Source organism: Micromonospora sp. NPDC000663 (assembly GCF_042898105.1).
Taxonomy (GTDB): Bacteria; Actinomycetota; Actinomycetes; order Mycobacteriales; family Micromonosporaceae; genus Micromonospora.
In genome coordinates this window covers 32,562-46,632 of the sequence record NZ_JBIAYR010000015.1, presented here as the reverse complement: position 1 = coordinate 46,632, position 14,071 = coordinate 32,562, and the positions used below count along the sequence as shown (strand labels likewise).

The window sequence follows — 14,071 nt, the reverse complement described above, 5'->3', positions numbered from 1 at the left end:
CTGATCCTGCCCGTGATCCGCCCAGCTCCGGTCGACACCGTTCAGGAGATCCTGCGACGGTAGGTGGTGATGGCGAACAGGTAGGCGAGCACGAGGATGCCGACGCACCAGGCGAGGGCGATCCAGATGTCGGTGCCGATCGGCTGCCTGGCGAACAGGTCCCGTATCGCGTTGACGATGGAGGTCACCGGCTGGTGCTCGGCGAAGGCCCGCACCGGGCCGGGCATGGACTGGGTGGGCACGAAGGCCGAGCTGACGAACGGCAGGAAGATGAGCGGGTAGGAGAACGCGCTCGCGCCGTCCACGGACTTCGCGGTGAGGCCGGGGATCACGGCGATCCAGGTCAGCGCCAGGGTGAACAAGAGCAGGATGCCTGCCACCGCCAGCCACCCCGTCACGCCCGCTCCGGAACGGAAACCCATGAGGAGCGCGACGAGGACGACGACGACGAGCGAGATCAGGTTGGCGACGAGCGAGGTCAGGACATGCGCCCACAGCACCGAGGATCGGGCGATCGGCATGGACTGGAACCGCTCGAAGATGCCGCCCTGCATGTCCAGGAAGAGCCGGAATGCGGTGTAGGAGATGCCCGAGGCGATCGTGATGATCAGAATGCCGGGCAGCAGGTAGTTCACGTAGGAGTCCGACCCGGTCTCGATCGCGCCACCGAAGACGTAGACGAACAGCAGCATGAAGGCGATGGGCATGATGGCGGTCGTGATGATGGTGTCCGGGCTGCGGGCGATGTGTCGCAGGGATCGTCCCAGCAGGATGGCGGTGTCACCGAGGAAGTGCTTGTTCATCCTTGTTCCTTGTTCGTTCGGGCGCCGACGAGGGTGAGGAAGACGTCCTCGAGGCTCGGCTGCTTCTCGACGTACTCGATCTCTGCGGGTGGGAGGAGTTGCTTGAGCTCGCCGAGGGTGCCGTCCACGATGATGCGGCCCTCGTGGAGGATCGCGATCCGGTCGGCGAGCTGCTCGGCCTCGTCGAGGTACTGGGTGGTGAGCAGCACCGTTGTCCCGCCCTCGGCCAGCTCCTTGACGGCCTGCCACACCTCGATGCGTGCCTCCGGGTCCAGGCCGGTCGTCGGCTCGTCGAGGAAGATCACCGGGGGATTCCCGATGAGACTCATCGCGATGTCCAGACGGCGTCGCATGCCACCGGAGTACGTCGCCACCCTCCGGGTGCCCGCCTCGGTCAGCGAGAAGCGCCTCAGGAGGTCGTCCGCGATCGCACCCGGGGATCTGAGGTGTCTGAGCCGGGCGACCAGGACGAGGTTCTCCCGCCCGCTGAGGACCTCGTCGACCGCCGCGAACTGCCCGGTGAGACTGATGGACTCGCGTACGCGGGCGGCCTGCGCCATGACGTCGAAGCCGTTGACCCGCGCGGTCCCCGCGTCGGCCCTGAGCAGCGTGGACAGGATTTTCACCACGGTGGTCTTGCCCGCCCCGTTGGAGCCGAGCAGGGCGAAGATGCTGCCCCGTGCCACGTCGATGTCCACGCCGCGCAGCACCTTCACATGCTTGAACGACTTCTCCAGGCCCCGCACGTGGATCACGGGCTGCTCGATCTGATCGGTTGTTGGCGGGATGCTCATGGCAGACAGCATGGAGGGCTGACGCAGCGTCAAGGTCAAGCCCGCAGCGCGGATTCACCTAGGCTGACGGTCATGACGGGCAGGGTGGCGGCGGTGAATCTCGGGATCGTGACCGAGGCGGACTGGGCCGGCGACGCGAGCGGTCGTAGCGGCATCGACAAGCGGCCGGTCGACGGCCCGGTGGCGGTGCTCGCCGAGGGCCTCGCCGGCGACTTCATCGGCGAGCGGGCCGTGCACGGCGGGCCGGACAAGGCTGTCTACGCGTACGCCGAGGAGGACGCCGCGTGGTGGTCGGCCGAGATCGGCCGGTCGATCCGTCCGGGGGGCTTCGGCGAGAACCTGACCACCTACGCGGTGGACGTGACAGAGGCGGTCATCGGCGAGCAGTGGGCGGTCGGCACGGCGGTGCTCCAGGTGACGATGCCGCGTACGCCGTGCACGACGTTCGCGGGCTTCTGGGGGGTTCCGGACCTGATCCGGCGGTTCACCGTCCGCGCCTCACCGGGGGCGTACCTGCGGGTGCTGCGCGAGGGCGAGGTGGGTGCCGGCGATCCGGTCGAGGTCATGGAGCGGCCCGCGCACGGGGTGACCATCGGGGAGGTGTTCCGGGCGACAAGCCTGGAGCCGGAGTTGCTGCCCCGCCTGCTCGACGCGGACGACCTGCCGGAGCCGATCCGGGACAAGGTCCGCCGCCGACTCGCCGGTCGACGCTGAGAACGAGGAAGGCCCCCTGCGCACAGGGGGCCTTCCACACGGGTGACTGATCAGCGCAGCCAGGGGATGTTGCGGTCGAGCAGACCGCGCTCCTTGAGCTCCTTGCGCAGCGGGATCTCGTCGTCGACGTACCCGTCCCAGTTGATGCCCCAGTAGTTGGCGGTGTGGGTGCCCTCACCGATCAGCTGGCGCTGCACGGGCGTGCGGTTGCGGTACCACTCGCCGTTCACGTCGGGGTGCAGCTCGTCCAGCGGGCGGATCCACCGGTAGGTGTAGCCGACGAACAGCATCTTGCGGGTGATCGTCGACAGGTTCGTCGACCGGGAGTGCCACTGCCGGCGGTCGAAGATGAAGGCGTCGCCCGGGTTCGCGGTGATCTCCACCGTGCCCTCCGGGTCGGGGTTGTGCACGCTGAGGTCCTTGGGTCGGTCCAGCGAGTTCCACAGGTGGCTGCCCGGGATGACCTTGGTGGCACCGCGGCCGGTCTCGGAGAGGTCGGACAGCACGTACGCGACCTTCAGCGAGAACATCGGGCGGGGCAGGTTCGGGTCCATCGTCTCCGGGTCGGAGTTCTGCCGGTACCCGTCCTGGTGCCAGCCCCAGTAGGGCTTCTCCGGCTCGGCGGCCGGCGGGGTGACGTCCAGGTGGTTGTGGTGGGTGTAGATGTTCCAGCCGGCCAGCCCCCACATGTACGGGAAGGCGATCGGGTGGGTCAGCAGCTCACCGAAGAGCTCGTCGCGCTCCAGGAAGCCCAGCAGGTGCAGGGTGCCGTCCTTCTTGGTGGTGCCCTTGGCCTGCTCCTCCGCGTAGACGCGGTCGACAGCCGCCTCCAGCGCCGCCCGGTGGTCCTCCGTCAGGACGTTGCGCAGCAGGAGGAAGCCCTGCTCGTGGAACTCCTTGCGGTCAGTGTCGCTGATCGGTTCGTAGCCGGTCCGGTCGCCGTAATCGAACACCGTGTCGTACCCCTCCCCATGAGGTGAAACCATTTCTGGCACAGGCCGCCGATCGTAACGCGACTGTCCAGACATCGGGGAGGGCGTACGACGCGGGCGGACCCGGGTCGGACCTTGTGCAGCGGCACTACTGCGAAGAGTGACATCCCTATGATCAATTGGGCGTTACGTAGCGCGATGCCCGATTGTGCGGTGACTGCCGGTTAGGAGATCCGGGCGCTCACCCCTCGGCGAAGACCTCCGCGAGCACCTGCCCGGCCGGCCCCTGCTCGCCGTCCACCGGCCCCCACGTGCCGTTGCGGGCCGTCCACTCCCGGCCGCCGAAGCGGACCCGCTTCACACCGTGATCCTGGGCGTGCGAAACCAGCCAGTGCGCGTACCGCCAGCCGTCGCGCTGGTCGGCAGCCGGCACCGTCAGCCCGGTCAGGTCGGCCGCGTCAGTGCCGGACAACCCCCAGTCCAGCTTCAGGTTGTGGGTCAACTGCGCGGCAGCGGCCGCGCCCCGCATCACCGGGGTACGCCCCACCGTGCAGGCGACCGCGCTGGTGGCCTCGCCCAGCAGTGCCCGGCTGAGCACCTCTGACTCGTCGGCCCACTTCTGGTACGCCTCGGGGAACGCCGAACGCTGCACCCGCTGGGCGGCGTCGGTGACCCGCATCTTCTCCCAGCCGCGCACCTTCTTCAGCGCCGCGTAAAAGCGGCTCGCCGCGTACCGGGGGTCGCGGATCTGCGCCTGGGTGCCCCAGCCCTGGCTCGGCCGCTGCTGGAACAGGCCCACCGAGTCCCGGTCGCCGTCGGCGAGGTTGCGCAGCCCCGACTCCTGGTACGCGGTGGCCAGCGCGACCACCACGGCCCGCTCGGGCATGCCCCGCTGCGCTCCGATCGCCGCGATGGTCGCGGCGTTGGCCATCTGGTCGGCGTCCAGCGCCACCCGGCCGTCGGCCTGGACGGTGCACTTGCGGGCCAGGGGCAGTTGCAGACGGTCCCCGGCCTGTCGTACGACGAGCCAGATTCCGATCACGGCGACAAGGATGAGCACCACTCCACCCGCCACGGCTGCCCGAGTTCGCACTCACACCCCCCTGGTCGACACAGTTCGACAAGCCTACGTCCCGGTGGTGCCGTCCGGGTCGTCCGACCGGTTCGGGGTCGGCCCTGCCGGCGCGTACCCGATCGGGAAATTCCCTGTTCCGCGCGGATCTCACCTGCCCCGCCGGCCTGTCTGCCGCATCACCGGGCCCCTGGTCCCGGGACGCCACCACTCGCGGCGGCGTCCCGGACGGGCAGGTCCTAGCCGGCGTGATCGCCGTCCGCGGCGGGCACCCAGCTCGCCAATCGCTTCTCCCGGAAGGCCATGATCCCCTCGCGCCCCTCGTCGGAGAGGAAGAAGCCGGTCGAGAGGGCGGAGAGCCGGGCCAGTTCGGCGCGCAGTTCGGCGGCGCCCGGCCGGCGCAGCAGCTCCTTCGCGCCGGCCAGCGCGGCGGGGGCGCCACGGACCAGCGAGTCGCAGTAGCGCCGTACCGCCTCGTCCAGCCCGTCCGCCGGCACCGAGGCCGTGACCAGGCCGACCTCGGCGGCCCGCCGCCCGTCGAAGGTGTCCCCGGTCAGGTACAGCTCGGCGGCGGCACGCGGGTGCAGCCGGGGCAGCACGGTCGCCGAGATCACCGCCGGGATCACCCCGATCCGCACCTCGGTGAACGCGAACGTCGCCTCGTCGGCGCAGACCGCCAGATCGGCAGCGGCGATCAGACCCAGCCCACCGGCCCGCGCCGGACCGCCCACCCGCGCCAGCACCGGCTTCGGGCAGTCCCACAGCGCGGCGAGCACGTCACCAAGCATCGCGGCGGGGACCGTTCCGCTGGCGTACGCGGCGGCGGTCTCCTTCAGGTCGGCCCCCGAGCAGAAGACCGGACCGGCGTGGTCGAGCACGATCGCCCGGACCGCGTCGTCGGCGACGGCGTCGGCCAGCCCCGCCAGCAGTTGGGTCATCAGGGCCGTGGAGAGCGCGTTGCGGTTGTGCGGGCTGTCCAGGGTGAGGGTGGTCACCCCGCGGGCCGTGGCGACCCGCACGAGGACGTCGGGAGAGGTCATGCCGGGCACACTAGTGGCCATGCCCGGCGTCCTTCCAGATGGTGAGACCGTCCCCGTCGACGGATCGCTGCCCGCCACCGCCACCACCGCTGTCGGTCAGCGCGGTTTCGGGGTGTACGTCCACGTCCCGTTCTGCGCCAGTCGCTGCGGCTACTGCGACTTCAACACGTACACGGCTGCCGAGCTGGGCGGCGGCGCCAGCCGCGAGGGGTACGCCGACACCGTCCTGACCGAGCTGGCGCTCGCCGCCCGGGTGCTCGGCGACACCCCGCCGCCCCGGGTCGACACGGTCTTCGTCGGCGGCGGCACGCCCACCCTGCTCCCCGCCGACGACCTGGCCCGCATCCTCGACGGCATCGACAGCACCTGGGGGCTTGCCGCCGACGCCGAGGTGACCACCGAGGCCAACCCCGAGTCGGTCACCCCGGAATCGTTGAAGCTGCTGCGCAACGCCGGCTACACCCGGATCTCGCTGGGCATGCAGTCCGCCTCCCCGGGGGTCCTGGCGATCCTGGACCGCAGACACAGCGCCGGCCGGGCCACCGCCGCCGCCCTGGAGGCACGCGACGCCGGGTTCGAGCACGTGAACCTGGACCTGATCTACGGCACCCCGGGGGAGCGGGCCGAGGACTTCGCCGCCTCGCTGGAACAGGTCGTCGCCGCCGGGGTGGACCACGTCAGCGCGTACGCCCTGATCGTCGAGGACGGCACCCGGCTCGCCGCCCGGATGAGGCGCGGCGAGCTGGCGTACCCCAGTGACGACGTCGCCGCGGACCGCTACCTGGCCGCCGAGGCCGCCCTCGACGCGGCAGGCCTGTCCTGGTACGAGGTCTCCAACTGGGCAAGCGGCGAGGACGCCCGGTGCCGGCACAACCTGCTCTACTGGACCGGCGCGGACTGGTGGGGGCTGGGACCGGGGGCGCACAGCCACGTCGGCGGGGTGCGCTGGTGGAACGTCAAGCACCCCTCGGCGTACGCCCAGCGGCTGGCCGCCGGCGCGTCGCCCGGCCTGGCCCGGGAGGTGCTCACCCCCGGCGAAGCGCACATGGAGGACGTCATGCTCCGGCTGCGGCTCGCCAGCGGCCTGCCGCTGGCGGTGCTCGACGCCACCGGGCGGGCCGGCGCGGAACGGGCGTTGGCCGACGGTCTGCTCGACGCCGGGAGGTACGCGGCAGGTCGGGCGGTGCTCACCCTGCGTGGCCGGCTGCTCGCCGACGCCGTGGTCCGCGACCTGCTGCCCTGAGCCGGAGCGCGGCCCCGGCCGGCGGAGCCGTGCGACGGGCCGGCCGGGGGAGCGGCCGGCCCGGCGTCACTTGATGAAGCTGGCGGAGAGCGGGTAGCGGTAGAACTGCCCCTCGTTTGCCTTGATGCCGGCGATGATGCCGAACACAGCGCCGAGGATCACGGCCGCCGCGACCGGGATGAACCCGATCACGATGCAGGACAGCACCCAGCCGACCAGGCCGATGATCGACCAGAGGAGCTGGAAGTTGAGCGCCGCCACGGCGTGCGTACGGACCGTGGGGGACTGGTTGCCCCGGGCCAGCAGCGCCACCAGCGGGCCGATCCAGCCGAGCACGCCACCGCTGACGATCATCCCGGCGGCCCCGCCGAAGTGAGCGACGAGCGCCCAGGTCTTGTCCTCGTTGTTGGCGTAGCCGCCACCGAGGCCGCCGTAGGCGCCACCGGTCGGATAGCCGCCAGCGGGGTTGCCTCCGGCCGGGGGATAGCCCCCGGGCGGGTAGCCACCCGGCGGAGGGTAGCCGCCCGACGGCGGTTGGTCACCGGTGGGCGGCGGATAGCCACCGGCCGGGGGATAGCCGCCCGGGCCGGGTGCCCCGGACAGTGGTGCGGTGGGTGGCTCGGCCGATGAGGGCGAGCTTGGTGAGGTCGGCTCCGGCGGGTAGTTGCCGGGGTCTCCCGCTCCGGGAGGGCGAGGAGGTTCAGTCATGGGTGTCACGGTAGGTGCCGTTGGCAACGCCGCACCAGAGCGACACCGCCCGGCCGGCCGGGCCGATCGGACCGAGCCGGGTGGTACGCACCGCACCGACGAGCTGTCGTTGATCATCGCGCTGGCGGGGGCGCCGACGTAGACTGGCACTCGTTACAGTCGAGTGCCAGGACGGTCCGCCGGCTTGAGGTCACGCCGGCGGCCGACGTGCGACAGGAGGTGCGGAGGATGGGTCTCGACGACCGAAAGCTCGCCGTGCTCCGCGCCATCGTCGAGGACTACGTCTCCACCCAGGAGCCGGTCGGCAGCAAGGCGCTCGTCGAGCGGCACCAGCTCGGGGTCTCCCCGGCCACGGTCCGCAACGACATGGCCGTGCTGGAGGAGGAGGGCTACATCCGCCAGCCGCACACAAGCGCGGGGCGGGTGCCCACCGATCGCGGCTACCGGCTCTTCGTCGACAGGCTGTCCCGGGTCAAGCCGCTCAGCCCGGCCGAGCGGCGGGCCATCGAGCGTTTCCTCGTCGGCGCGGTCGACCTCGACGACGTGGTGCACCGCACCGTACGGCTGCTCGCCCAGCTGACCCGGCAGGTGGCGGTCGTGCAGTACCCGAGCCTCGCCCGATCCTCGGTGCGGCACCTGGAGTTGGTGCCGATCTCCACGACCCGGCTGATGCTCGTCATGATCGCCGACACCGGTCGGGTGGAGCAGCGGCTCGTGGAGCTGCCCGGGCCGGTGCCCGCCGACGACGTCACCGACCTGCGTCGACTGGTGAACGAGAAGCTCGCCGGCGCCCGCCTGTCGGACACCCCACCGCTGGTGCAGGCGCTTGTCGAGGAGGCGTCGTCCGAGCTGCGCCCCGCGATGACCACGCTCTCCACAGTCCTGCTGGAGACGCTCGTCGAGCGGCACGAGGAACGCATCGCGTTGGCCGGCACCGCCAACCTCACCCGGGGCGGCCTGCTCGACTTCCAGGGTTCGCTGCGGCCCATCCTGGAGGCCCTGGAAGAGGAGGTGGTGCTCCTCAAGCTGATCGGCGAGACCGAGCCGAGCACGACCCGGGTGCTGATCGGCGACGAGAACGAGTTCGACAACCTCCGGGCCGCCTCGGTGGTCAGCACCGGGTACGGCCCGGGCGCCACGATCGTCGGCGGCCTGGGGGTGCTGGGGCCCACCCGGATGGACTACCCCGGCAATATCGCCATGGTGCGCGCCGTGGCACGCTACGTGGGCGAGCTGCTGGCCCAGAACTGACCAGTCAGGGCCGACGGCCGGCTGCGGCCGCCGGTCGGCGTAACGCGAGACGAACATGAGGACACGGAACGCAGTGGCCAGGGACTACTACGGCATTCTCGGTGTGAGCCGGGAAGCCTCCGATGACGAGATCAAGCGCGCCTACCGCAAGCTGGCGCGCCAGTTCCACCCGGACGTCAATCCGGACCCGGAGGCTCAGGAGAAGTTCAAGGACATCAACGCCGCGTACGAGGTCCTCTCGGACGACCGCAAGCGGCAAATCGTCGACCTGGGTGGCGACCCGCTCGCCCCGGGTGGCGGTGGCGCAGGCGGTCCGGGTGGTCCCGGTGGGGCCGGCCCGTTCGTCGGTTTCCAGGACATCATGGACGCGTTCTTCGGCGGTGCGGCGGGTGGCGCCCGTGGCCCGCGTCCGCGTACCCGGCCGGGCGCCGACGCGATCCTGCGACTCGAACTGGACCTGCACGAGACGGCGTTCGGTGTCGAGGCGCCGATCACCGTCGACACCGCGGTGCTCTGCACCACCTGCTCCGGCGCCGGCACGGCCGCCGGCACCCACCTGGCCACCTGCGAGGCGTGCGGCGGCCGGGGCGAGGTGCAGTCGGTGCAGCGCACCTTCCTCGGCCAGGTCGTCTCGGCCCGCCCGTGCACCGTGTGCCAGGGCTACGGCACCACCATCCCGCACCCCTGCCCCACCTGCGCCGGCGACGGCCGGGTGCGGACCCGCCGCTCGCTGACCGTCAAGATCCCGGCCGGCGTCGAGGACGGCATGCGGATCCGGCTGGCCCAGCAGGGCGAGGTCGGCCCGGGTGGCGGCACCGCCGGCGACCTGTACGTGGAGATCCACGAGCGCCCGCACGACGTGTACTCCCGCAAGGGCGACGACCTGCACTGCCGGGTCACCGTGCCGATGACCGCGGCGGCGCTTGGCACCCGACTCACCATCAAGACGCTTGACAGCGAGGAGACCGTCGACGTCAAGGCTGGCACCCAGCCGGCCAGCACGCTGCGGCTGCGTGCCCGGGGCGTGCCGCACCTGCGCGGCACCGGTCGGGGCGACCTCTACGTGCACCTGGACGTCCGCACGCCCACCAAGCTCGACCCGGACCAGGAGAAGATGCTTCGCGACTTCGCCAAGACCCGTGGTGAGGAGGTCGCCGAGCTGTCCAAGCAGGGCGGCTTCTTCTCCCGGATGCGCGACGCGTTCAACGGGCACGCCTGAGGTGTCCGCGCCGCTGTTCCTGGTCGAGGCGCTGCCCACCGGCGACGCACTGACCCTGGACGGCCCGGAGGGGCACCACGCCGCCACAGTGCAACGGCTGCGCGTCGGCGAGGAGCTGCTGCTCGCCGACGGGCGGGGAGGCACGGCCGCCGCCGTGGTCACCGCCGTCGGCCGGGGCAGCCTGGAGGTCACCGTCACCTCCCGGGGGTACGCGGACGCGCCCGTACCCCGGATCGTCACCGTGCAGGGCATCGCCAAGGGAGATCGGGGCGAGTTGGCCGTGCAGGCGATGACCGAGGTCGGGGTGGACGAAATCGTGCCCTGGGCGGCGTCCCGCTCGGTGGCGCAGTGGCGAGGTGACCGGGGCGTACGGGCCCGGGAGAAGTGGGTGGCCACCGCCCGGGAGGCCGCGAAGCAGGCTCGCCGGCCGTGGCTGCCGGTGGTGGCCGGTGCGCCTGACGAGTCCACCGCGACCGTGGCCCGCCGGATCGCCGGCGCCGCCGCCGCGTTCGTGCTGCACGAGGAGGCCGAGGAGCGGCTGACCACCGCCGAGCTGCCCACCGCCGGGGAGATCGTCCTGGTGGTCGGCCCGGAGGGCGGCATCGCCCCGGCCGAGCTGACCGCCTTCCGCGAGGCCGGTGGTCGGCCGGTACGTCTCGGGCCGGCGGTGCTGCGTACCTCGACGGCCGGGGTGGCGGCGCTCAGCGTGCTCGCCACCCGCCTCGGCCGCTGGTGACCGTTCAGGGCCTCGGGAAGACCGGCACCACCTCTTCCTCCGGCCCCAGGTCCAGCCCGGCCGGCCCGATGATCTGCGGGTCCGGTGTGCCGACCACCTCGGGGTCCTTGCCCGTGTAGTCGAAGCGGTGCAGCACGTGCCGCATCGCCTCGATGCGGGCCCGCTTCTTGTCGTTGCTCTTCACCACCGTCCACGGCGCGTCGGCCGTGTCGGTCCAGAAGAACATCGCCTCCTTGGCCTCGGTGTACTCGTCCCACCGGTCGAGCGAGGCGATGTCCATGGGGGACAGCTTCCACTGCCGCACCGGGTCCACCTGGCGGATCGCGAACCTGGTGCGCTGCTCGTTCTGCGACACCGAGAACCAGAACTTGACAAGCCTGATGCCCGAGCGCACCAGCATCCGCTCCAGCTCCGGGGCCTGGCGCAGGAACTCCAGGTACTCCTTGCGGGTGCAGAAACCCATCACCCGCTCGACGCCGGCCCTGTTGTACCAGGACCGATCGAACAGCACCATCTCGCCGGCCGCCGGCAGGTGCGCCAGCCACCGCTGGAAGTACCACTGGCCTGCCTCGCGCTCGTCCGGCTTGGCCAGCGCCACGACTGAGGCGCCGCGCGGGTTGAGGTGCTCCATGAACCGTTTGATGGTGCCGCCCTTGCCGGCCGCGTCCCGGCCCTCGAACAGGATCACCAGCCGCTCGCCGGACTCCTTGATCCAGTCCTGGAGCTTGAGCAACTCGATCTGGAGCAGCCGCTTGTGGTGGTCGTACTCGTCGCGGTCCATCCGTTCGTCGTACGGGTAGTCCTCACGCCACGTCTCGACGGGGGTGCCGTCGGGGCGGAGCAGGACCGGATCGTCGTCGTGCCCGTCGACCACCCGGTAGTCGGCGGCGAGGTCCAGCAGCGTGGAGTCGGCCATGCCGCAGACACTTACCCGCCGATGGCGGCAACCACCCTCGCCGGGCCGACGATTCCGGTCAGCTGCGCAGGTAGGAGGCGCCGTTGAGGTCGACGATGGTGCCCGAGGCCCACTCGGCTTGCGGCGAGGCCAGCCAGTGCACGGCTGCGGCGATCTCCTCCGGCCGGGCCACCCGGTCGAACGGGCTCTGCGCCCGGATCGCCGCGCCCTGCTCGCCGCGCAGATGCTCGGTGACCATGTCGGTCGCCACGAAGCCGGGTGCGACGGTGGCCACCGCGATGCCGTACGGCGCGAGTGCCACGGCGAGGGACTGGCCCAACGCGTTCAGCCCTGCCTTGCTGGCCCCGTACGCCGGCTGCTCGGGCTCGCCCCGGAACGCGCCCCGCGACGAGACGTTGACGATCCGACCGCCGCGCCCGCGCATGTGCTGCGCGGCGCACCAGGTGACGTTGCCGGCGCCGGTCAGGTTGGTCTCCAGCACCTGCCGCCAGCGCCGCTGCCACTCCTCGTAGGTGGCGCCGAAGATCGGGTGCGGGTCGTCCCGGTCGCCGTACATCCCGGCGTTGTTGACAAGCACGTCGAGCCCGCCGAGCAGTTCGGCCGCCCGGTCGACCATCACCCGGACCGCGTCCGGGTCGGTGAGGTCCGCGCGGACCACGACGTGCCCCGTGCCGGGCAGGTGGGCGCGGACCTGCTCGGCCGCGTCGGCGGAGTCGCGGTGGTGGATCGCCACCCGGTCCCCGCTGGCCGCGAACGCCTCCGCCACCGCCCGGCCGATGCCGCGCGAAGCTCCGGTCACGAGTACCGCTCGATCCGTCATGCCGGCCATCCTGCCGTAGCCGTTTCCTCCTTACACTGCCCGGATGGGATCCGACTGCCTGTTCTGCCGCATCGTCGCCGGGGAGATCCCGGCCACCGTGGTCCGGGAGACCGCCACCACCCTCGCCTTCCGCGACATCACCCCGAAGGCCCCGGTGCACATCCTGGTCATTCCGAAGGAGCACTACGCCGACGTCGCCACCCTCGCCCAGGGCGACCCGGGACTGGCAGGTGAGGTGCTTGCCACGGCCGCCGTCGTCGCGGACGACGAGGGGCTGCTCGGGGACGGTTTCCGGTTGATGTTCAACACCGGGACGTACGGCGGGCAGGAGGTTTTCCACGTGCACGCACACCTGCTCGGTGGGGCGCCGCTCGGACCCATGCTCGCCCGGGATCTGTCGTGACGGCAGGCCCCAACCCGTTGGACCGACTGGTCCGTCGGGTGCAGGCCGACGCCCGGGTGCCCGCCGTGTCGGCGGCGCTGCACCGGGCCGACCGGCCGCTGTGGACCTGCACTGTCGGCGACACCGGCACCGACAGTCCGCTGGGGCCCGGCACCCAGTTCCGGATCGGCTCGGTCACCAAGACCTTCACCGCGGTGCTCACCCTCCAGTGCCGCGACGACGGCCTGCTGGACCTGGACGACCCGGTGGGCCGGCAGCTGGACCTGCCGGCGCACGGCGAGCTGACCGTGCGCCGCCTGCTGTCGCACACCGCGGGCCTGCAACGCGAGCCGTTCGGCGACGTGTGGGACTCCCTGACCGCGCCGGACGACGCCCGGCTGGTGGCGGAGCTGGACCGGGCCGAGCGGGTGCTGCCGACGGGCCGCCGGTTCCACTACTCGAACCTCGGCCTGGCCGTGCTCGGGCAACTGGTGGCCCGGCTGCGCGGCGGCACCTGGGCGCAGACGCTCGACGAGCGGGTCCTGACGCCGCTGGGGCTCGCCGACACCACTGTCGCCCCCGGGCCGGGCGCGGCCACCGGCTATCTGGTCGACGCGTACTCCGACGAGGCGCACCCGGAGCCGCCCACCGACTTCGGCGCGGTCGGCCCGGCCGCCCAGCTGTGGAGCACGGCGACGGACATGGCCCGCTGGGCCGCCTTCCTGGCCGACCCGGCGGCACTGGACCCGGCCGGCGTGGTGCTCGCCCCGGGCACCCTCGACGAGATGCGCTGGCCGGTGACCACCACCGACGAGACGCTCTGGGGAGCGGGCTTCGGGCTCGGGCTGATCCTCATCCCGCAGGGCGAGCGGGTGATGCACGTGGGGCACGACGGGGCGATGCCCGGTTTCCTCGCCGGCGTGTACGGCCGGCGGGGCGGCGACGGCACCGCGGGCGCGATGGGCGCCGCTGTGCTCGGCTCCTCCGGTACGGCGGCGGAGCTGTTCGAGCTGCCGCACCGGCTGCTGACCGAGGCGGTCGAGAACGACCCGGCCGACATCGAGCCGTGGCGTCCCGGCGCCCCGGCTCCGGCCGCCCTGCGGGGCCTGCTCGGCCGCTGGTGGGGAGAGGGCTCCGAGTACGTCTTCTCCTGGCACGACGGCACCCTCCGGGCGCGAGCGGAACGGGACCCGGCCGGGCGTCCGCCTGCGGTCTTCGCCCCGCTGCCGGACCGCCCCGACGTGTACCGCACGGTCTCCGGGCGGGAGGTCGGCGAGCTGCTGCGGCTTACTCGCGACGACGCCGGCACGGTGATCCGGATGCACTGGGCGACGTACCGTTTCACCCGCCACCAGGAGACGTTCGACAGGTACGACTTCCGGGCCGGGAGTTGATCGCGGCCAGCGGAAATGGGCGCGGTGCGGCACGCGTTGAACCGATA

At 71.9% G+C, this 14,071-nt stretch carries 16 protein-coding genes; 8 read left to right on the top strand and 8 right to left on the bottom strand.

Translation table 11 applies throughout. The annotated features are described in order from the left end of the window. Positions 1-41: 41 nt before the first annotated feature. A complete protein-coding gene (locus ACFY1S_RS28395) occupies positions 42-803 on the bottom strand; it encodes an ABC transporter permease (protein ID WP_387123866.1) in 762 nt (253 codons plus the stop codon). Then, the gene (locus tag ACFY1S_RS28390; protein WP_387123864.1) at positions 800-1,597 is read right to left on the bottom strand and encodes an ABC transporter ATP-binding protein; all 798 of its coding nucleotides are present in this window, start codon (positions 1,595-1,597) and stop codon (positions 800-802) included. Before ACFY1S_RS28390 ends, ACFY1S_RS28395 begins: the two co-directional genes overlap by 4 nt. A gap of 72 nt (positions 1,598-1,669) precedes the next feature. Between ACFY1S_RS28390 and ACFY1S_RS28385 the strand changes: the two genes are divergently transcribed. After that, positions 1,670-2,311, top strand: a complete 642-nt coding sequence (locus ACFY1S_RS28385) for an MOSC domain-containing protein (RefSeq protein WP_387123862.1) — start codon at positions 1,670-1,672, stop codon at positions 2,309-2,311. A 50-nt stretch (positions 2,312-2,361) separates the two neighbouring features. On the opposite strand, the gene ACFY1S_RS28380 is transcribed toward ACFY1S_RS28385, so the two are convergent. The 3 genes from ACFY1S_RS28380 to ACFY1S_RS28370 form a co-directional block, all read right to left on the bottom strand. After that, positions 2,362-3,264: a phytanoyl-CoA dioxygenase family protein gene (locus ACFY1S_RS28380; RefSeq protein ID WP_088988074.1), complete on the bottom strand. Its 903-nt coding sequence runs from the start codon at positions 3,262-3,264 to the stop codon at positions 2,362-2,364. Positions 3,265-3,484: 220 nt separating this feature from the next. After that, on the bottom strand, positions 3,485-4,336 hold the full coding sequence (locus ACFY1S_RS28375) for a hypothetical protein (RefSeq protein WP_387123860.1): 852 nt from the start codon (positions 4,334-4,336) through the stop codon (positions 3,485-3,487). 218 nt (positions 4,337-4,554) lie between these two features. Then, a complete protein-coding gene (locus tag ACFY1S_RS28370; protein ID WP_387123858.1) occupies positions 4,555-5,355 on the bottom strand; it encodes an enoyl-CoA hydratase-related protein in 801 nt (266 codons plus the stop codon). A gap of 19 nt (positions 5,356-5,374) precedes the next feature. Here ACFY1S_RS28370 and hemW point away from each other — a divergent pair, with 19 nt between their 5' ends. Continuing rightward, positions 5,375-6,598, top strand: a complete 1,224-nt coding sequence (gene hemW, locus ACFY1S_RS28365; RefSeq protein WP_387123957.1) for a radical SAM family heme chaperone HemW — start codon at positions 5,375-5,377, stop codon at positions 6,596-6,598. A 66-nt stretch (positions 6,599-6,664) separates the two neighbouring features. Here hemW and ACFY1S_RS28360 read toward each other — a convergent pair whose 3' ends face one another. Next, entirely contained in the window at positions 6,665-7,306 is a 642-nt protein-coding gene (locus ACFY1S_RS28360) for a DUF4870 domain-containing protein (RefSeq protein ID WP_387123856.1), read from the bottom strand. On the opposite strand from ACFY1S_RS28360, the gene ACFY1S_RS28355 reads away from it, so the two are divergent. The 4 genes from ACFY1S_RS28355 to ACFY1S_RS28340 all read left to right on the top strand — a co-directional run bounded on the left by ACFY1S_RS28355 (position 7,305) and on the right by ACFY1S_RS28340 (position 10,512). Next, positions 7,305-7,448, top strand: coding sequence for a hypothetical protein (locus ACFY1S_RS28355; protein WP_387123854.1), 144 nt, complete (start codon positions 7,305-7,307; stop codon positions 7,446-7,448). The two genes, ACFY1S_RS28360 and ACFY1S_RS28355, sit on opposite strands and share 2 nt — an antisense overlap. Before the next feature lie 86 nt (positions 7,449-7,534). Next, on the top strand, positions 7,535-8,557 hold the full coding sequence (hrcA, locus tag ACFY1S_RS28350) for a heat-inducible transcriptional repressor HrcA (RefSeq protein WP_387123852.1): 1,023 nt from the start codon (positions 7,535-7,537) through the stop codon (positions 8,555-8,557). A 73-nt stretch (positions 8,558-8,630) separates the two neighbouring features. Continuing rightward, positions 8,631-9,776 carry a molecular chaperone DnaJ gene (gene dnaJ, locus ACFY1S_RS28345; protein ID WP_192580165.1) on the top strand — a complete coding sequence of 382 codons (1,146 nt, stop codon included), beginning with the start codon at positions 8,631-8,633 and terminating at the stop codon, positions 9,774-9,776. A gap of 1 nt (position 9,777) precedes the next feature. Beyond that, a complete protein-coding gene (locus ACFY1S_RS28340) occupies positions 9,778-10,512 on the top strand; it encodes a 16S rRNA (uracil(1498)-N(3))-methyltransferase (protein WP_387123850.1) in 735 nt (244 codons plus the stop codon). 4 nt (positions 10,513-10,516) lie between these two features. Here the strand turns inward: ACFY1S_RS28340 and ppk2 are convergent, their stop codons facing one another. Beyond that, entirely contained in the window at positions 10,517-11,428 is a 912-nt protein-coding gene (gene ppk2 / locus ACFY1S_RS28335) for a polyphosphate kinase 2 (RefSeq protein WP_387123848.1), read from the bottom strand. A 58-nt stretch (positions 11,429-11,486) separates the two neighbouring features. Next, positions 11,487-12,248, bottom strand: coding sequence for an SDR family NAD(P)-dependent oxidoreductase (locus ACFY1S_RS28330; protein ID WP_387123846.1), 762 nt, complete (start codon positions 12,246-12,248; stop codon positions 11,487-11,489). Positions 12,249-12,291: 43 nt separating this feature from the next. Here ACFY1S_RS28330 and ACFY1S_RS28325 point away from each other — a divergent pair, with 43 nt between their 5' ends. Beyond that, positions 12,292-12,651, top strand: coding sequence for a histidine triad nucleotide-binding protein (locus tag ACFY1S_RS28325; RefSeq protein WP_387123844.1), 360 nt, complete (start codon positions 12,292-12,294; stop codon positions 12,649-12,651). Continuing rightward, positions 12,648-14,024: a serine hydrolase domain-containing protein gene (locus ACFY1S_RS28320; protein ID WP_387123842.1), complete on the top strand. Its 1,377-nt coding sequence runs from the start codon at positions 12,648-12,650 to the stop codon at positions 14,022-14,024. The genes ACFY1S_RS28325 and ACFY1S_RS28320 overlap by 4 nt, the downstream gene beginning before the upstream one ends. The last annotated feature ends 47 nt before the right edge of the window (positions 14,025-14,071 follow it).